This is a genomic window from Thalassotalea algicola, from assembly GCF_012932965.1.
In the GTDB taxonomy this organism is placed as follows: domain Bacteria; phylum Pseudomonadota; class Gammaproteobacteria; order Enterobacterales; family Alteromonadaceae; genus Thalassotalea_F; species Thalassotalea_F algicola.
Window position 1 is genome coordinate 450,967 of record NZ_JABBXH010000003.1, and the last position, 19,141, is coordinate 470,107.

A 19,141-nucleotide genomic window follows, 5' to 3' on the forward strand; every position below is an offset into this window, starting at 1 on the left:
AACAAATTATAAAAAGGTGGATTTTCCACCTTTTTTATTGCCAAAAAATTAGGAGAAATTTTGAAACAAGTTCATGTTGCCGTTGGCGTTATTGTAAAAGGCAAGCAAGTATTTCTAACTAGAAGGCACAGTAGTGCTCATCAAGGCGGGAAATGGGAGTTTCCTGGTGGTAAGGTGGAAAGCGATGAAACTGTCGCTCAAGCGCTTGCTAGAGAGCTTAAAGAAGAAGTGTCAATAGATATTCTAGCGTGTACGCCATTTATGGAAATTAGCCATGATTATGGTGATAAACAAGTGAAGCTTGATATATTTGTTGTTGATCAGTTTATCGGTGAGCCCAACTCTTTAGAAGGTAACGAACAGCAGTGGTTTGCAATCAGTGCCATCAATGACTTGGACTTCCCTGCTGCAAACCTAGCAATTGTTGAAAAACTCCAAGTAGAATTTTCTTAAAATTACAGGAATGGTTTATTCAGGCTCAACGAAGAATTTGTTGTGTTGAAGGAATTGCTCTTCCAATGCATCTATCATTTCTTCGGAAATCGGCTCATTGCTTGGTAATTTTTGAGAAATCTTATGGTTTTCTTCTGCCCAGTCACCCAAATCAATTAGTTTACAGCGCTCAGAACAGAAGGGTCTAAAAGTATTTTCTGCTTGCCATTGTACGTCTTTTTCGCAAGTGGGGCATTTCACAATTAATGTCATTTTGTTTAATGTATCACTTCATTTGATTGAATTGGCGCGAGTATAGCGCTAGCAGCGGGCAAGTTCAAATGTCGTGGGCTGGCTTGAATATTTTCGCCCAGTTTTATCGCATGGCAACATAAACCGAATGGAATAGCGAAATTTATTACCACTAACGGTTGGGTAATGTTGAGACCTTTCATCAACCTTAATGCGCAGTAGTAATAGGCCTTCACCATTATCTTGATAAAAGCCGCTTTCAGTATTAATCGTGTCATACCCACTGCGTTGACGCAGGAACTTCATAATTAATCCAATTGCTTGTTCTAATTCTGCAAGCTTACTTAACCAAAGTGATATATCTGTACTTATCCTATCGATTGGCCTGCTTAACCAAAATTGCAGTTGTGGAAGGTCAAATATTGAACTACCACCTTGAATGGCAAACCGTTGCTTAATTGATGCAAGCAATTTGTCATCTTTTAATACGTGCCAAGGTGGAAGGTTGCCGCGTAATGTACAAATCAGAGCAACGACTTGTTGTAAATTTTCTTCTAAAACTGGGCTATTAATTTCGGGTGATTTAGACCAGATCACCAAATGTTGTTCTAGTTTCTCTAAATCTTTTATTAATTCGCCGCGGATGTCATTTCTGTCTAAAGTGTCAAAAATAGCGAAAAGGGCATTAAAGAATACTTGATAATTGGTTGCGATTTGTTCTGGTAGGCAGTTTTTAGCCTGAGCAAATAATTGCTCAAGTTTAAGGTAATTTCGGATACGCTCGTTGAGCGGGTGTTCGTATAAAACCGATGCCATTACAAAAAGTTAAAGGTTAAGTTGCAGTTATACTAACGGGTGATTCTAAAAATGGCGAATTATTTTAACCAAATTGTCATTTTTCATTGGCAGCCAACTGTAAATAGTGCTTATGAAGTGCATCGACACTTTGCTCAATTTGGATAAAATCGCTTTTACTATTGTCAATAATGTCATCAGCTCTACTGAGTCTAAGCTCTCGGGTAATTTGCGCATTAATTATATTTTTAACAATATTTTCGTCACAATTATCTCGCTGTGCTGTTCTTGATATTTGTTGCTCTTCAGGCACATCGACAACCAAAACTCGGTTAACATGTTTGTCGAGTTGATTCTCTAACAATAACGGAGCAACCAAAATACAGTAGGGTGAATGACAAGCAGATATTTGAGAAAAAACTTCATCTCTGATCAGTGGATGAAGTAACTGGTTTAGCCACTGCTTTTCAGACTCATCAGTGAAGACTATTTCTCTTAGCGCAGCTCTATCTAGTTCGCCATTGCCTTTGATTATGCTTAAACCAAAATGATCAATTATTGACCCTAAACCGACACTTTCAGGTTCCACTACTTCGCGAGCAACGACATCAGCATCGACGATGTCTATATCCTTTTGAGCAAATAAATTTGCTATGGTCGTTTTACCGCTGCCGATGCCGCCTGTTAAACCGATGATCACAATTTTACCCTAATTGACTTAAATACCATTGCCATATCGGAGCTCCCCAAAGTAAGCAAATCCAACCGGCTACTGCTAAATATGGACCAAAGGGTATTGCTTGATCACGTTGATGATTCTTAAATACCATTAAACTGATGCCAACAATTGCGCCAACTAATGAGGCCATTAAAATAAGTAATGGTAGTAATTGCCAGCCCATCCAAGCACCGAATAAAGCGACCAATTTAAAGTCGCCATGACCCATTCCTTCTTTACCCGTTAATATCTTAAACAACCAAAATACACTGAATAAACTTAGGTAACCGGCTACAGCGCCTATCACGGCATCGTCAATTGGCACTATAAGGCCGTTTAAGTTAATGAGTAGCCCTAGCCAAAGAAAAGGTAATGTTATTTGGTCAGGCAGTAGCATGTGGTCCAAATCGATGACGGTTAATGCGATTAAAGCAAAAGTGAGAAACAGCACCCAAAATGCCGTCCAAGTCACGCCATAATGGCTAGCCACTATAAATCCCATTACCGCTGTAATTAATTCAATTATTGGGTATCGTTTAGCAATAGGATTTTTACAACTACTACACTTTCCTTTTAATAGTAACCAACTTAATACTGGAATATTTTCGTAAAACTTAATTGCATGACCACATTTAGGGCAGGTCGAATTTGGTTTAGATAAAGTGATTGGTGTTAAATCTCGAGTAGGTTCTTTTGGTACTTCATCACTTAAAAATTCGCGACATTCTTGATACCAGCCGTACTCCATCATTTTTGGTAAGCGATGTATTACGACGTTTAAAAAGCTACCAACTAATAATGAAAAAACAACAATTGATCCATAATAAAATGCGGGCACTTGTTCGAAAGTAGCAATGACATTTTCTAACATACTAAAAACCTAAATTTATTAAATGTTAAAACCAAAAAAGCCATTAACTAGCTTTTACTAGCAATGGCTTTATTTTAGGGGTTGTTGATTATACCACTTGACCGATTTGGAAAATTGGTAAATACATCGCAATAATTAAACCACCGATGACTACACCTAAAACTGACATAATCATTGGCTCTAAAAGAGCCGTTAAATTATCTACGGCGTTATCAACTTCTGCTTCATAAACACTAGCTACTTTAGCCAACATGTCATCAACTGCACCAGATTCCTCACCGATAGCAACCATTTGGATTACCATGTCGGGGAAAATTTGAGAATTTCGCATAGCTAAGTTCATTTGCATACCAGAAGATACTTCAGAGCGAATATCTAATATTGCATCTCGATATACCGCGTTACCGGAGGCACCGGCAGCAGATTCTAATGCGTCTATTAACGGTACACCAGCAGCAAATGTGGTCGACAAGGTTCGGGCATAACGGGCAACTGCTGCCTTATCCAAAATATCACCAATAACAGGTATCTTCAAAACTGCTTTATCAACCTTGTCTCTAAAATCTTGACTGTTTTGGTGGGTTTTCTTAAACATAAAGCCAGCAGCAAATAAAGTACCCAATCCAAGGTACCAATAAGCTTGCATAAACTCAGAAATAGCTATAACTAACAGCGTGAAGGCTGGAAGTTCTGCGCCAAAGTTAGCAAAAATGTCTTGGAAAACCGGTACTACAAATATCAGTAGTATTGAAGTCACAATTGCTGCAATAACTAATACGGATATAGGGTAGGTTAGCGCTTTTTTGATTTTGGCTTTTAATGCTTCAGCTTTTTCTTTATATGTGGCTATACGGTCATAGATAGTTTCAAGTGCACCAGATTGTTCGCCAGATGCCACTAGATCACAATATAAATCATCAAAATATTTAGGGTGCTCTCGAAGACAATCGGAAAGCGGTAAACCGGAAGCGAGTTTTATGCCTATATCGTTTAAAAGTTTTTGCATATTGCCATTATCATTTCCTTTGGCAATCATTTCGATGCTTTGCACTAGCGGCACGCCTGCACCCAACATAGTTGCGATCTGCCTTGTTACGGTAGCGATATCTGCAGGTTGAATTGCCTTATCACCACCGCCGAGACCAAATAAAGGTCTTGGTTTTTTCTTAACTTTACCAGGGGTTACGCCTTGCTTTCTCAGCTGAGCTTTTAAATCTAAAATGCTTGCAGCACTTAGTTCGCCCGATATTTTTTTACCTTTTCGGTTAACACCTTGCCAAATAAATACATCATTAGGCTTTGTTTTAACATTTTTCTTGGAAGATTTTGCTTTCGATGCTGATGATACTGCCATGTTTACTTCCTTTACGCTTTTTCATTATTTTATTGTAATTATTGGTGCCTAGCCCGCAGTAACACGGTTAACTTCTTCTAGACTAGTAATGCCGCTCATAGCCTTAACTATGCCAGATTGGCGAAGATTATTGTAGCCTTCTTTCGCGAACTGCTTGGATATGTCTAAGGAGTTACCACCCTCCATAATAATACTAGCCACTTCTTGAGTTATTTTTACTACTTCGTAGATACCGACACGGCCTTTATAACCCCCTGTACATTCGTCACACCCAATAGGCTTATAAATGGTAAAAGTACCCAATTTATCTTCAGGGAAACCCATTTGCGTCAAATGCTCATGTGGTATATCGTCTTCTGCTTTGCATTGAGTACAGAGCCTTCTTGCAAGGCGTTGGGCAATAATTATACTTACTGAGCTGGCAACGTTAAATGCGGGAACACCCATATTGAGTAAGCGCGTTAATGTTTCGGCCGCAGAGTTAGTATGAAGTGTAGATAACACTAGGTGACCTGTTTGTGCCGCTTTTATCGCAATTTCAGCTGTTTCTAAATCACGAATCTCACCAACCATTACAATATCTGGATCTTGACGTAAGAAAGAGCGCAAGGCGCTAGGAAAAGTCAGCCCGGCTTTAGTATTAATTTGAACTTGGTTAATGCCTTCTAAATTTATCTCTACCGGATCCTCGGCTGTCGATATATTACGTTGCTCAGTGTTAAGAATATTCAAGCCAGTGTACAAGGAAACTGTCTTACCAGAACCGGTAGGGCCTGTAACTAGTATCATGCCTTGCGGTTGATCTAGTGCTTCCATATAGATATTTTTCTGATCGGGTTCATAACCTAGCATATCAATACCTAGCATCGCGCTAGAAGAATCAAGGATACGCATTACGATTTTTTCACCCCACATAGTAGGGAGGGTTGAAACACGAAAATCAATAGATTTCTTTTTTGATAGTGCTAGCTTGATACGACCATCTTGAGGTACTCGTCGCTCAGCAATATCAAGCTTAGACATAACTTTTAATCTTGCAGCCATGCGTGATGCAAGCGTGACTGGAGGTTTAGCTATTTCATTTAAGATGCCGTCAATACGAAAGCGAATCCTATATGTATGCTCGTATGGTTCAAAATGTAAATCTGAAGCCCCTTTTTTTATTGCATCCAGCAGTATTTTATTAATATAAACAACAATCGGTGCATCATCTTGTTCTTGGCCAACAGGTTCGTCGTCAGATTTATCTTCTTGAACTTCTAGGCCAGATAGTTCATCGGAATCTATATCGCTTATATCAAGAGCATCAGCCTCTGATTCAAGTACCGCTTCAATTGCATTTTGTAAACTCTGCTCATCGACAAGCACAAGTTCTGTGCTAAATCCTGTATTGAATTGGATATCTTCTAGCGCGTCAAGGTCTGTTGGATCAGACATAGCAACAAACAACACTTTTCCCCTTAAGAACAAAGGTAGTGCGTTATGCTTTTTTATTAGTTTTTCGTTGCGTACACCTTCTGGTACCAGTGATGTATCAAAATGCGCGAGATCAATTAAAGGATAGCCAAACGAGCGAGATAAAACAGAAGCAATTGAGTGACCATTTAGGTGTTTATCTTCAACTAAAAAGCGTAAGAAAGGCTTTTCCTGCTCGTTGAAAGCCTCATTAATTTCTACAATTTGATCATGTGCAATCAAACTGTTTTTAGCTAAGGCAGATAATAAGCTTGATTGCTGGTGAATTCCTTTCATTATCTATCAGTTAAGTTTAGGTAATATATACATAGTGTATAATATTTGTAGGTAAAATAAATCTATTTAGTGTCTTAGTAATAAATGAATTCTGCTATCAGTGATTCAAATCAGATATTTCATTTGCTAAGAAGACTTAATTTAATATTTCTACCCTTTATTAAGGTAAGAGCAGATCTCATTCCAAAAAAAAGGAACAGGATCCAGCGTATTTTTTAATAAATAGTCTAACTTTGCGGTTACTTCACTATCTGTTAAATTGAGTAAGTAGTTTATATGATTTAGAATGCCACTTTCGTTATCAGGCTTGAACCCTTTGGTTAACTTCATTTCCTCTAGAGCCTCTAAATAACCAATCCTCTTTGCAAATGAAGATATTCTTATATTAGGAACCCCTAAAACTGCAGCTTCTGCAGCCATAGTTTGACTGTCAGTTACTAGAATAGCTGCATTTGCTAGTATATTGTGTTGCTCTTTTTTTTCACAATTCAATTGAAGGTCTTCTAGTTTCCCACTCAAATTAGTTTCAGATGATATTACTATTTCGAGTCCATTACTCAGTTTTGTAATTACTTTAGATAATAGTGAGCTGCTAACTCCGCTCTCACCGATATCATGATGAGCTGACATTGAAGAAAGTCGAATTAAGGCATAAGGTTTATGACTATCTATCTCTAATACTTTATATGCTCTTGTTCTATTTTTCTTAAATCTAGAAGGATGTAGATAGAACAGTTCATGGAACGAACGATATTTTACTATTTTATTTTTAAAATTCTTTGTTCTAGTCCAGTTCGTGCAGAGCACTTTATTCGCGAAAGGATAGCTGGTTGCTGCAATTAAGGGAACGATATCTTCATCATCGTCGTTGAAACTAAAATTATCTATTCTTAGTAACCAACTGCTGATATTAACTGAGCCGTACTTTGATAGCCAAAAGTCAATATTGTATCGTTTTGAATAGTAGAGAAATTTAAATATATTTGTAAAAAGTTCACATGCATTACCAATGATGCCACTTCCCGCTTTTGAAACGAGAACAAAATTTAAATTTAGCTCCCTAGCAAGTGCTAACGTAACATCTTTATCTCTTATAAACCAGACTACTTCTGCATTATCTGGAGCGCAGTCTGCTAATGATTTCATCATCCAAAATTGTGCAGGATGCGCAGGGAAAAAGCCTATTCTAAAGTTTTTCATTTTGTCAATTTTAAGACTATGGTAGATAAAGTGGCGTTGACTAATTCACTTAATATTAATGCAAGCCTTGATATAGATGCACATATAAGTGCTGCCTCTAATTCAACATTTAATGTTGTTAGAAAAAAAACTATAGCAGCCTCTTTCACAACTAAGCCGGCAGGAACTAATAAAGCTAGTTGGCCTAGAAGGCTACTTATATATAATGCTGTAGTAGCCTCTAGGAAACTAATATCTAAATGGGTAGCGGTGGTTATTATATAAAACGCCAGACCATGTATTGCGACTGCGGTAAAAGAGAGAAAAAGCGCCTTAAGAATATGATTAGGATTATAAGAATCATCGTTTAGCTTTTGAGCTATCTGTTTATTGAATATCTTGATAACCTTTCGCAGGTTAATTACCGTAACGAAGCTTAAAATAATTGCACATAAGATAAGGTATGGAAAGTCTTGAAAAAAATATATCAAAACTAAAATGAATACAGGGTAATAACTGATGATTAACTCATTAATTGACGCAATTAGAGAGTTTTTTTTAGTCGAACCTTGTAACTTATGCCTTACTATATAAGTGAAAACTTTTCCTGGGACATATCTAAATAAACGGCTAATTGACCATGCTTGAACTGATTGAAAAAATTTAGTTGAGTAATTCTTTATCTTGTTAATTTTATACCAAAGATAAGCATTTATTAGCCCAGCTGCCACAGCCAATAGTGTTGGTAGGATAAGTGTTTTAGACAAAATTAAAGAAAATTCAATATGACTTTGACTAATGGTAGTAACAACGGCGTTAAATAAGTAGTAAGCAGCCACTGAAACCAAAAGCAAACTTGTAACTATATTGAGAGCTCTTAGTGTTAAATTCATTTATAAGCTATAGCAATAGTTTGATGGCAAAAAAAGCGTGGGCAAGGAATCAGTCCTATCGCTGGAATTGGAAAACCTCCAGAATGCAGCTTTACGTTTTTAAAGCCTGATATTTCAAGCATTCGAACTAACCAACGTTGTGGAAAAAGCATTACATGATCTTTGGTATAAAAATACTTACGGTTTAAGGTAGTTGTAAGTATAGTTTCAATAATCGAATGAGGATTTGGTGTTGATAGAATTATTGCTCCGTCAGGCTTTAAAAGCGAGTAGCAATTTTTGAGGAATGATATTGGATCTAACAGATGTTCAATTAACTCGCCTGCAATTATTGCATCAAAAAGTCTATTTTCCCCAACAAGCAAGTCCTCAATACGTCCAACGATATGCGTATGATAATTACTTGGAAGCATCATGTCGTTTAAGTCTAAACCTGTAACCACTTTATTGCTTAAAAAAAGATTAGGCGACTGTGCACAGCCTACATCTAGTACCGAGTTATATTCTCTAGCTAATCGTGCGATTTTTTTGGTTCTGTAATCTTCGTTGACGGTATAAGGCATATTTAGTGTGTGACTAGTCTTTATACATCAAATTGGTTATTTGCTCTGAAACTAAACCAACCATAAATATTGTAAGGGCAGTAGTGAACATCAGCGCACTCATATTTGTAAACCTGCCCATTGTTATAAAAGTATATAAATAGTAACAGCAACCGGTCAGAAATACTGAACCTGAGATAGGTAAAAACATTTTCAGTGGTGAATATAAAGTGCCTATTTTGAAAATAATGAGTAAAAATCTAATGCCATCTTTTATAGGGCTTATGTGGCTTTCACCCTCACGTTGATTCGCATTGATGGGGTGGTAACTTACCGAGTAGCCTGCTCTGAAAAAGGCCATTGTAGAAGTTGTAGGATAAGAAAAACCATTTGGATAAAGGTATAAGAACTCTCTAAACTTATTAGCATTAACAGCTCTAAATCCAGAAGTTAAATCTTCTACTTTATGACCTGTCATATAACTAGCTAAACCATTATAAAATTTATTGGCTAGGCTGCGACCTATTGAAGCCTGAGAGCCTTTTTGTCTAGCGCCAACGACCATGTCATAGCCATCGTTCAACTTTTTAAGTAAAGAAGGTATATCTTCAGGTTTATGCTGACCATCACCATCTAAGAATATGATAATATCTCCTTTAGCCTGCCTTGCCCCCGTCTTAATTGCAGCACCATTGCCCTTGCTATAAGGATGACTGATTACCGTTGCTCCTGCATTTTTTGCAACTACTTTTGTGTCGTCATTTGAGCCATCATTCACAACAATGACTTCTAATAGTCCGGGTATATTTTCTGCGTAAATTTGTTCTATAGTATTAGCTATGGAAAGGCTTTCATTTTTGGCTGGAATAACAACCGATATTTTATTTGCTTTCATTAAGTTAATTGCTTTCTTTATATTTAGCTTTGAATCTTGTGCAATATTCCAACTGTGACATTTTCGGGTACTTAAATAAATCAGAAGAGTTGCAAACAGACGTTATTAAATATTCGGCCTCCTCCTGCTTAGCTAATTTCTTAAATACCTCTAACATCTCATATGCAATAGCAGGATCTGTTGTTAATTGCCAAGCTTTTTTAATATATAACTCAGCATTGACATAGTCATTATTTGATACTGATATATTGTACATATTTTGCAGCAGCACAAGGTCGTTTCTAATTAACAACGGCTTGTTTTGAAATAACATCTTATTTATTTCATACAATAACGAAGTATTTATGCTTGGACATACACCGTCATTTTTTAATTTTGCCAATGTTGCAAGTTTGCCCGAAAGCCCTTTTACTTTCACTACTTCAGGTAAACGAGTCTTAACATCTAGAAGAATATTATTGATATTAAGCTTGTCATTTAAAAAACAGGCCGAAATTGCAGATTGTAATTTAGCATTTAAACAGTTTGTGCATTTCTGTGCTTGATAGTTGGCAACATTGAAGCTTTCGGCGTATTTCTGTTGATTAAAAAGCATTACAGATAGGTGCTCTGAAGCTCTTTCAGATGAGCCTTGTTCTATAAACCAACGTTCTGCGGCAAGTTCTTTATTTCCCCACGTATTTGCTGTCATGGCAAGGGCACAAGCTAGTAGGATGATATATGCAATAAAAGCACAATAAATCGCTCGTTTATGTTCATATTTTGATATTGCAAAAACAATGGCAATACAAGGGCCTACTAGAGCAATATAATTACGATGTAAAAAAAATAGTTCAAGTGGAATAATGGTTGATTCAATAAGGTGCGCAGTTAAAAACCATAATACCGCAAAGCTAAACAAAGGTACTTTACCTCGATAATGTATAGCTGCCGTAAAAAGGCTTATCAAAATAAATGTAGCTATTGCAGTATAAAAATTAAAAAAACTGGTAGCTTCGGAGTAGTTATCATGAAATGGATTTATAGCGTCAATACTCGGTATAAAAGACAAGAGCAGATAATCTAATAAAACTTGAGGCTGAGTCATTAAACGCTCAACTGTTGTAAACTCCCTTCCTAAAGGGTAATTACCTGTTTTTATTACTGAAATAATAAGTGTAATAGAAATAAGTATAAGAGCAACAATTCCTAGCAAAATTCGATGTTTTCTAAATTGATGAATTCCTCTGCAATGCTTTAAAATTGTAATTTCCATAACTAAAATAAAAATGGGCAATAGAGCACCATTTTCTTTACTGAAGATTGCTAAGAGAGAGCCTAATAATACGCCTGCGACTTGCCAAACTATGCTTATATATAGTTGATTACTGCTTTCTTGTTCATAAGCACGACTTTGCTTAACAAGCCCCCATAGATATAATGCTATCCCAAGCAACATAAACATTGTAGTTAACTGAGCCATGCGTTGAATAGCAATGAAAACGGTAGCGGCATTAATTGGTAATACAAGCCAGAAGACTGCACATGCTAATGCTATTTTAAAAGGATATTGCTCAACTTTAGGGGGAGAAACTGCGCTAAGCTTGATAGTTAAGTAAGCGATAATATAAATTAGTCCACCGCATACTAAATGGATAATAATATTACCTAAAAAGAATGCTTGACTATTATTCGGCCAATCGTTGACATGAGGTAAGAAGGACAGCATTGAAATTGGGCGTCCAAGAGGCCCTGAAGTTTCCGAAAAAACGTAGGTAATTGCAGATGTCACATCTGTAACATTAACTAAAGCACCAATTGGTCTGTAATCATCATAATAAAACGATGCATCGATACCTAGCGAGTAAATAGCAAATATAACAACAGCTACTGATGCAAGATAAATAAATTGCATGTTACGTTTTTGAATCATGTAATTGGGCTCTATAGAATATTAGTAGTTCAAAAATAATTAGATTAAAATTACGGTAATCTAGAAATAGCGGCTTACTAATAATTAAGGAAGAAGTTTTTTAAGTATAAAAAAAGCCGCTAGTGCGGCTTTTTCAATATCTAGGTAATATTAACAAACACCGTTTGCTATACATGTGCCTGTTTGAACCCACTCTGTAATTCCAACAGTAGCGATTGTTGGTGTTAAAATGTAAGTAGACGCACTTCCATCAACACCCGTACCTGTAATTACGCCATTAGCGCCAACAGCTACGGAATCAACATTTTCACCTGCTTCAACTTGTGCTTGTACAGCGCCAATTTCAGCATAAGAGTCACAGTTGTCGATGTCACGATTACCACGTGTTTGGTAACAAACATCAATTGCACCTTTAACTGAAGATACTGCTAATACGACTTCAGAGTATCGTGCTTTTTCTGTATATGTTTGATAAGCAGGCAATGCAACTGCTGCTAAAATACCGATGATCGCAACAACGATCATTAATTCAATTAAAGTAAAACCTTTTTGAACTTTGTTCATAATAATATTTCCATCTTTATTACGGGGGCTAGGCACATACTGCAATAAAATATTGCGTATGTAAAATATTGTAACTGTTTTTTTTCGTTTTATGGTGATTTTTTGCAAAATCATTTGTTTTTTAACAAAAAATTAACCAGCTTAGCAACATTTTATTAGCAAAGTAGGACTTATTTGCTGGATTTATGTACTTTTTTATGAGTTTTGTTGTTAAGAAAAGCGCATTGATAGATCAATAGCATTGACGTGTTTGGTTAAGGCGCCTGAAGAAATATAGTCAACGCCGGCTTTGGTATATTCTTTCAATGTTTCTATTGTCATATTGCCTGAAACTTCAAGCTTTGCTTGTTTAGTATTTGCTTGGTTATGGGTTTCGGTAATGTGAACGGCTTGTTCAATCATCGCCGTGGTGAAATTGTCTAACATGATGATATCAGCGCCAGCGTTCAAGGCTTGATTAAGCTCATCCATATTTTCTACTTCAACTTCTACTTTTATTTCTGGCTGATTTTGTCTAGCCGTTGCTACGGCTTTATCAATACCACCGCATGCAGCAATATGATTCTCTTTGATAAGGTAAGCATCGAATAAACCAATACGATGGTTGTTGCCACCACCGCATTTTACCGCGTATTTTTGTGCGCTTCTTAAACCAGGTAACGTTTTACGTGTATCTAACAGTTTTGTTTTCCCACCTTCTAATTCTTTTACATAACTCGCGGTGAGCGTTGCAGTGCCGGAAAGGGTTTGTAAAAAATTCAGGGCGGTACGTTCACCGGTTAGTAATGTTCTCGCGTTACCACTTAATTCACATAAAACGGTATTGGCTTTAACCTTTTCACCGTCATTAACAAACCAAGTGATATTGGTTTTATCGTGTTGCGTTTCATCGAGTTGCTCGAATACTTCATTTACCCAAGCAATTCCACAGACAATACTTTCATCGCGACAAATAATTGTGGCGACTGCTTTATTTTCAATTGGAATAAGCATCGCCGTTACATCACTCGTTGCACACACTGCTTGATCACTATTAAAGCCTAAGTCTTCTTTTAGAGCCCAGGAAACGGTAGATTTAATATCGTTCAAAAGTGCTTGCGGTAACATTGATTTGTATTCTCTTTATAATGGTAATAATTAATAATGTTGAAACTAACGTTGTTGTAATACAAGTTGATTTCCAGTTTGGCGAAATTCTACCTTTTTTAATGCGCTCATGCCTAACAGAATTTCATTGCTTTGCATGCCAGGGTTAATATGAGCGTCGACATTGTATAGGTATAAATTGCCGATAGATAGCGAGTCTATCTTAGTGCGATAAACGGTAACGGTGCCATTTGCAGTTTGAACAGGGTATTGACCATAACTTTCTAATTGAAGTTGTTCGGCAATATGTGCCGGAATCGAGACTTGTGTCGCGCCAGTGTCGAGTAAGAACACGACTGGCGAGTCATTAATGGTACCGCTCGTAATATAGTGCCCACGTCTATTTTGATTTAACGTAACGCTCGCCTTTCCTTGCGCTGAAAGTGCTGATTCTGGTTGTTGGTTAGGATTCCATTGGCTATCTAACGCGTCTTGAAATACAAATACCAATAATGCGATGGCTAATATCCAGGCTATCCAAATAAACCCTTTACCTAGTTGGTTAGTACTATTACTTTCTGTCATACGCTATAGGATAAATAACTATGTCTAGGTATTATGATACGTAATTTATAAATAAATAGCTGCAAATGTCACAAATGCTCACAATAAAAAATGGTTGGTTGGAAAACATAGAGCACCATAAAACGTCACATTTTACTCCTAGGGAACTAGGTGAGAAAATCGATTTACTGGTTGTACATAATATTTCATTGCCACCCGGTAAATTCGGCGGATCATTTATCACCGATTTATTCTTAGGGAAACTTGATAAAAACGCCGATCCATTTTTTGAAGAAATATATCAACTGGAAGTTTCCGCGCATTGCTTAATAAGGCGCGATGGACAAATCATTCAATATGTATCGTTTGACAATAAAGCCTGGCATGCCGGTGTTTCGGCCTTTAACGGACGTGAACGATGTAATGACTTTTCGATAGGGATCGAATTAGAAGGCACCGATATATTGCCTTATACTCCGCAACAATATCTGCAACTGGTCAGCTTAGTGAAAAAACTGCAAGAATCTTATCCACTTATTAGCCATAATAATATCGTTGGCCATTGTGATATTGCACCAGGGCGCAAAACCGACCCTGGAGAAGCATTTGATTGGCCTTATTTTCATTCACTTTTAAATGATTGACTAAAACGTTAATTCACACGTAAAAGCACGACTAGCACAGGAACTGTTATGGGATTGATAAGCTTACTTATCTCACTTGCCGCTGAGAAAAAATTGTCATCACCTTTTTGGCAATTTAATTACGCGTTCTCACATTATATGCAATTTGCTAAGCATCAAGACTTCCACAATAAAATTAAAGGCACGCTTTACCCTATATTATTGTTAGCGGTGCCTGTAACGATTACATTAATTGTTCTGCATTTAATTCAAGACAGTGTTTTAGATCTTATCGTCTCTACTGGATTATTAATCATCTGTTTTGGTTGTGTAAAAACGCGAGATACTTACAAGTGCTATCTTAAAGCGGCTTATCAAGGTGAAAATACAACTTGTGATTTGCATTACCAACAATTATTAACCGACAAAAACCTGCCAGATTATGGCTTTGGACAAACGTTAATTTGGTTGAATTACCGCTATTATATAGCCGTCATGATGTACTTCGTTGTATTTGGCGCTGCTGGGGCCGTATTTTATCGCTTACTATGTAGCCTCGATGAGCAGCAAAAAATTATTAAACAGGAAGAGCCTGATAGCCCTGCAATTACACCTGTATATGGACAAATTCTTTATTGGGCAGATTGGTTACCTGTTCGAATTGCTTCGTTTGGGTTTATGGTCGTCGGCCATTTCTCTAAGGCACTACCTGTTTGGCTGGAAAATATATTTGAATTTCATAAAAAGCCTCAATGCGTATTAATTGATGTCGCTCAAAAATCAGAAGATATTATGGTTGATAAAGACGACTGTACAGCAGAGCCTTGTTTATTAGTAAGACTTGCAAAGCGCAACGTGTTGCTATTTTTAGCGACCGTGGCAATGTTAACTCTGTCTGGTATTTTGCTATAACCTAAACATCCACAATCTGTTCAGACCAGTAAGTAAAAAGACTTCTTAGGCCAGTATTATTGCGGTACTGGCCTTTTTAATGTCACTGGAAAAATCCTAACTATCAACTAAATTAATTTACACATAGCACAATCTTTGTTAAGTTAATGCGCAGAAAACACAATGGTAAGACCAATTTACCAAAAAGTTACAAGAGTCTATTTAAAGCTCAATAATGAACTTTAAACTGTAAAAATATAGAAGGTAACTCACCAATACATGGTTGCAATAAAGAGCGTTAGAGCGAAACAGCCCAAATTATCCGATGTGATTTTGTCTCAACTGGAGCAAATGATCGTTGAAGGGAGTTTAGTGCCTGGCCAAAAATTGCCTCCTGAACGTGAGCTAGCTACACAGTTTGAAGTTTCACGCCCTTCATTAAGAGAAGCGATTCAGAAGTTAGAAGCAAAAGGCCTTGTTACTCGTAAGCAAGGTGGCGGTACGTTTGTCACGGAAAACTTACTGAGTGGTCTTTCAGATCCTCTATTCGACCTGATGTCGAATAATCATGAATCGCAATTTGACTTATTAGAGTTTCGTTATGGCATGGAAGGGATGTCTGCATATTACGCAGCAATGCGAGGAACGGAAGCGGATTTTGAGCAGATTAAACTTAAGCATGAAAATATCGGCAATGTACAAATAGAAAATAATTACCGCGCTGAAGCTGAAGCGGTATTTGAGTTCTATATCGCAATTTGCGGAGCATCTCACAATGCCATCATGTTGCACTTAGCACGCAGTATGTCGAGTTTAATTATCGACAACATTGAACAAAACTTAACAGTATTAGCACAGCGACCTGATATCTTTTCAAAGATCTCTGAATATCGCACGCAGCTAATGAATGCGATTGTCAGCGGGCAGCCTCAAAAAGCTTGGGGAGCAAGCCATCGACACTTAGCATTAATTGAAGAAGTCCTATTGAATTTAACTGATGAACGCAGCCGTATGGAACGTTCTATGCGCCGCATGCAACGGTACTAATTGAAAATTTATAAAGAATATAAGCAGATAGTTAATTTTTAACTATCTTTAAGAGATTTAAACACATAACAATACGGAGACTAAGTAAAATTATGTCTGAGCTCCCAAATCACTTTGATGTAGATTCTGCAGAAACTCAAGAGTGGCTAGAATCGTTAGAAGCAGTTTTGGATAATGAAGGTCCAGAGCGTGCTCATTTCATCTTAGAAAAATTGATTGAACGTGCCCGTCGCGGTGGTACGCATTTACCATTTGAAGCAACTACTGCTTACGTAAACACAATACCACCAGGGCAAGAGCCACATATGCCAGCAGACCAGACGATTGAAGCACGTATTCGTGCCGCAATTCGTTGGAATGCAATGGCACTTGTACTTCGTGCTTCTAAGAAAGACTTAGAACTGGGTGGACATATCGGTTCATTCGCCTCTAGTGCTATGTTATATGATGTTGGTTTCAACCACTTCTTTAAAGCTGCTGGCCCTGAAAACGGTGGTGACTTTATTTTTGCCCAAGGTCACATCTCTCCAGGTATCTATGGTCGCGCGTTCTTAGAAGGTCGTTTAACCGAAGAGCAAATGGACAATTTCCGTCAAGAAGTTGATGGCAACGGTTTATCTTCGTACCCTCATCCGCACTTAATGCAAGACTTTTGGCAGTTCCCAACGGTTTCTATGGGCTTAGGTCCACTTCAAGCTATTTATACTGCTCGTTTCTTAAAATATTTAACTGACCGTGGCATTAAGGATTGTTCCGGCCAACGTGTTTATGCGTTCTTAGGGGACGGTGAGTGTGACGAGCCAGAATCATTAGGTGCTATTGGTTTAGCTGCTCGTGAAGGTTTAGATAACTTATGTTTTATCATTAACTGTAACCTTCAGCGTCTCGATGGCCCAGTGCGTGGTAACGGTAAAATAATCCAAGAACTAGAAGGTACCTTCCGTGGCGCTGGTTGGGAAGTATTAAAAGTTATCTGGGGTTCATACTGGGATCCACTGATTTCTCGTGATACGTCTGGCAAGCTTTTACAGTTGATGAATGAAACTGTAGACGGTGAATATCAAAACTGTAAAGCCAAAGGCGGTAAATATACTCGTGAAAATTGGTTTGGAAAATACCCTGAAACAGCGGCAATGGTTGCTAATATGTCAGACGAAGATGTATGGCGCTTAAACCGTGGTGGTCATGATCCAGTTAAAGTTTATGCAGCATATGATCGAGCGAAAAATACTAAAGGTCGTCCAACTGTAATCTTAGCTAAAACAGTTAAAGGTTTTGGTTTAGGTCAGTCTGGTGAAGCGCAAAACGTTGCTCATAACGTTAAGAAAATGGATATTGAATCGATCAAGCAATACCGCGACCGTTTCAACATGCCAATTGCTGACGACCAGTTAGAAGAGTTACCTTTCTTCCGTTTTGATGACGACAGTCCAGAAATGCAATACATGCGTGCGCGTCGTGAATCACTTGGTGGTTCTTTACCTGCCCGTCGTGAACAATCTCAAGACGAATTAGAAATACCATCAATGAAAGTGTTTGATGCGATTACTAAAGGCTCAGGTGATCGTGAAGTATCATCAACAATGACCTTTGTACGTGTACTTAATGCACTTTTAAAAGATAAGAAAATTGGCAAACGAATCGTACCAATTATTCCAGATGAAGCGCGTACCTTTGGTATGGAAGGTTTATTCCGCCAAGTAGGTATTTATGCACATGAAGGGCAAAAATACGTACCACAAGATGCTGATCAAGTGGCTTACTATCGTGAAGATAAGAAAGGCCAAGTATTGCAAGAAGGTATCAACGAACTAGGCGCAATGGCGTCATGGGTAGCTTCAGGTACATCTTATTCAACTTGTAATGCGACGACTATTCCATTTTATATCTACTACTCAATGTTCGGGTTCCAACGTGTTGGTGATTTAGCGTGGGCAGCTGGTGATAGCCAAGCGAGAGGATTTTTACTTGGTGCAACGGCAGGTCGTACAACGCTTAACGGTGAAGGTCTGCAGCATCAAGATGGTCATTCTCATGTTCAGGCTAACCTTATCCCTAACTGTTTAACGTACGATCCAACTTATGGATACGAAGTGGCGGTTATTGTGCGTGAAGGTTTACGCCGTATGTATGAAGAAAATGAAAATATTTTCTACTACATCACATTGATGAATGAAAATTATCAGCACCCAGCTATGCCAAGTGATAAAGATATCGAAGATCAAATTATCAAAGGTATTTATAAGCTTGAGCGTGTCGAGCCAAAATCGGCTAAAGCAAATGTGCAATTGATGGGTTCAGGTACAATTTTATTGCAAGTACGTGAAGCCGCTCAAATTTTAGCAAATGATTATGGCGTATCTAGTGATGTTTACTCAGTAACTTCATTTAATGAATTGGCTCGTGAAGGTCAGGAAGTTATTCGTCAAAACATGCTAAACCCAGAGTTAGAAGCGAAAGTGCCGTATATCGGTCAAGTTATTACTAAAGAAGCTGGTCCAGCAATTTCGGCTACTGACTACGTGAAGAACTACTCGGATCAAGTACGTGCATTTATTGATACTGACTTCCGTTGCTTAGGTACTGACGGTTTCGGTCGAAGTGATAGCCGGGCAAACTTACGTCGCCATTTTGAAGTGAATGCCTCATATATCGTTGTTGCATCACTTTATGAATTAGCAAACCGCGGTGAAGTGGACAAGAGTGTTGTAGCAGAAGCAATTAAGCGCTTTGATATTGATACTGACAAACTTAACCCGCTTTACGCGTAA

At 37.7% G+C, this 19,141-nt stretch carries 19 protein-coding genes; 5 read left to right on the forward strand and 14 right to left on the reverse strand.

The features are described from left to right. Window positions 1-60: 60 nt before the first annotated feature. A complete protein-coding gene (mutT, locus tag HII17_RS10795) occupies window positions 61-453 on the forward strand; it encodes an 8-oxo-dGTP diphosphatase MutT (RefSeq protein ID WP_169075377.1) in 393 nt (130 codons plus the stop codon). A gap of 15 nt (window positions 454-468) precedes the next feature. Here mutT and yacG read toward each other — a convergent pair whose 3' ends face one another. From yacG to HII17_RS10865, 14 genes are all read right to left on the reverse strand, one after another. Then, the gene (gene yacG / locus HII17_RS10800) at window positions 469-705 is read right to left on the reverse strand and encodes a DNA gyrase inhibitor YacG (protein WP_169075378.1); all 237 of its coding nucleotides are present in this window, start codon (window positions 703-705) and stop codon (window positions 469-471) included. Window positions 706-753: 48 nt separating this feature from the next. Further along, window positions 754-1,500, reverse strand: coding sequence for a cell division protein ZapD (gene zapD, locus HII17_RS10805; RefSeq protein ID WP_169075379.1), 747 nt, complete (start codon window positions 1,498-1,500; stop codon window positions 754-756). A gap of 76 nt (window positions 1,501-1,576) precedes the next feature. Next, window positions 1,577-2,179: a dephospho-CoA kinase gene (gene coaE / locus HII17_RS10810; protein ID WP_328824524.1), complete on the reverse strand. Its 603-nt coding sequence runs from the start codon at window positions 2,177-2,179 to the stop codon at window positions 1,577-1,579. A 4-nt stretch (window positions 2,180-2,183) separates the two neighbouring features. Beyond that, entirely contained in the window at window positions 2,184-3,068 is an 885-nt protein-coding gene (locus HII17_RS10815; RefSeq protein WP_169075380.1) for a prepilin peptidase, read from the reverse strand. 88 nt (window positions 3,069-3,156) lie between these two features. Further along, window positions 3,157-4,422 (reverse strand): type II secretion system F family protein, encoded by a 1,266-nt coding sequence (locus HII17_RS10820; protein ID WP_169075381.1) that lies wholly within the window; start codon window positions 4,420-4,422, stop codon window positions 3,157-3,159. A gap of 48 nt (window positions 4,423-4,470) precedes the next feature. Beyond that, window positions 4,471-6,174: a type IV-A pilus assembly ATPase PilB gene (gene pilB / locus HII17_RS10825; RefSeq protein WP_169075382.1), complete on the reverse strand. Its 1,704-nt coding sequence runs from the start codon at window positions 6,172-6,174 to the stop codon at window positions 4,471-4,473. A 150-nt stretch (window positions 6,175-6,324) separates the two neighbouring features. Then, the gene (locus HII17_RS10830) at window positions 6,325-7,374 is read right to left on the reverse strand and encodes a hypothetical protein (protein ID WP_169075383.1); all 1,050 of its coding nucleotides are present in this window, start codon (window positions 7,372-7,374) and stop codon (window positions 6,325-6,327) included. After that, window positions 7,371-8,246, reverse strand: a complete 876-nt coding sequence (locus tag HII17_RS10835) for a lysylphosphatidylglycerol synthase domain-containing protein (RefSeq protein WP_169075384.1) — start codon at window positions 8,244-8,246, stop codon at window positions 7,371-7,373. The genes HII17_RS10830 and HII17_RS10835 overlap by 4 nt, the downstream gene beginning before the upstream one ends. Further along, the gene (locus tag HII17_RS10840) at window positions 8,243-8,809 is read right to left on the reverse strand and encodes a class I SAM-dependent methyltransferase (RefSeq protein WP_169075385.1); all 567 of its coding nucleotides are present in this window, start codon (window positions 8,807-8,809) and stop codon (window positions 8,243-8,245) included. The genes HII17_RS10835 and HII17_RS10840 overlap by 4 nt, the downstream gene beginning before the upstream one ends. Window positions 8,810-8,822: 13 nt before the next feature. Beyond that, on the reverse strand, window positions 8,823-9,683 hold the full coding sequence (locus tag HII17_RS10845; protein WP_169075386.1) for a glycosyltransferase family 2 protein: 861 nt from the start codon (window positions 9,681-9,683) through the stop codon (window positions 8,823-8,825). 4 nt (window positions 9,684-9,687) lie between these two features. Beyond that, entirely contained in the window at window positions 9,688-11,595 is a 1,908-nt protein-coding gene (locus HII17_RS10850; protein WP_169075387.1) for a hypothetical protein, read from the reverse strand. Window positions 11,596-11,745: 150 nt separating this feature from the next. Further along, window positions 11,746-12,159, reverse strand: coding sequence for a pilin (locus tag HII17_RS10855; RefSeq protein ID WP_169075388.1), 414 nt, complete (start codon window positions 12,157-12,159; stop codon window positions 11,746-11,748). A 210-nt stretch (window positions 12,160-12,369) separates the two neighbouring features. Beyond that, window positions 12,370-13,266 carry a carboxylating nicotinate-nucleotide diphosphorylase gene (gene nadC / locus HII17_RS10860; protein WP_169075389.1) on the reverse strand — a complete coding sequence of 299 codons (897 nt, stop codon included), beginning with the start codon at window positions 13,264-13,266 and terminating at the stop codon, window positions 12,370-12,372. A 45-nt stretch (window positions 13,267-13,311) separates the two neighbouring features. Next, complete coding sequence (locus HII17_RS10865; protein WP_169075390.1) at window positions 13,312-13,830, reverse strand: retropepsin-like aspartic protease family protein; 519 nt, start codon at window positions 13,828-13,830, stop codon at window positions 13,312-13,314. Between the two features lie 74 nt (window positions 13,831-13,904). On the opposite strand from HII17_RS10865, the gene ampD reads away from it, so the two are divergent. The 4 genes from ampD to aceE all read left to right on the forward strand — a co-directional run bounded on the left by ampD (window position 13,905) and on the right by aceE (window position 19,141). Next, on the forward strand, window positions 13,905-14,453 hold the full coding sequence (gene ampD / locus HII17_RS10870; RefSeq protein ID WP_169075608.1) for a 1,6-anhydro-N-acetylmuramyl-L-alanine amidase AmpD: 549 nt from the start codon (window positions 13,905-13,907) through the stop codon (window positions 14,451-14,453). Between the two features lie 48 nt (window positions 14,454-14,501). Then, a complete protein-coding gene (gene ampE, locus HII17_RS10875) occupies window positions 14,502-15,344 on the forward strand; it encodes a beta-lactamase regulator AmpE (protein WP_169075391.1) in 843 nt (280 codons plus the stop codon). 258 nt (window positions 15,345-15,602) lie between these two features. Beyond that, a complete protein-coding gene (pdhR, locus tag HII17_RS10880; RefSeq protein ID WP_169075392.1) occupies window positions 15,603-16,370 on the forward strand; it encodes a pyruvate dehydrogenase complex transcriptional repressor PdhR in 768 nt (255 codons plus the stop codon). A gap of 92 nt (window positions 16,371-16,462) precedes the next feature. After that, a complete protein-coding gene (gene aceE, locus HII17_RS10885) occupies window positions 16,463-19,141 on the forward strand; it encodes a pyruvate dehydrogenase (acetyl-transferring), homodimeric type (protein ID WP_169075393.1) in 2,679 nt (892 codons plus the stop codon).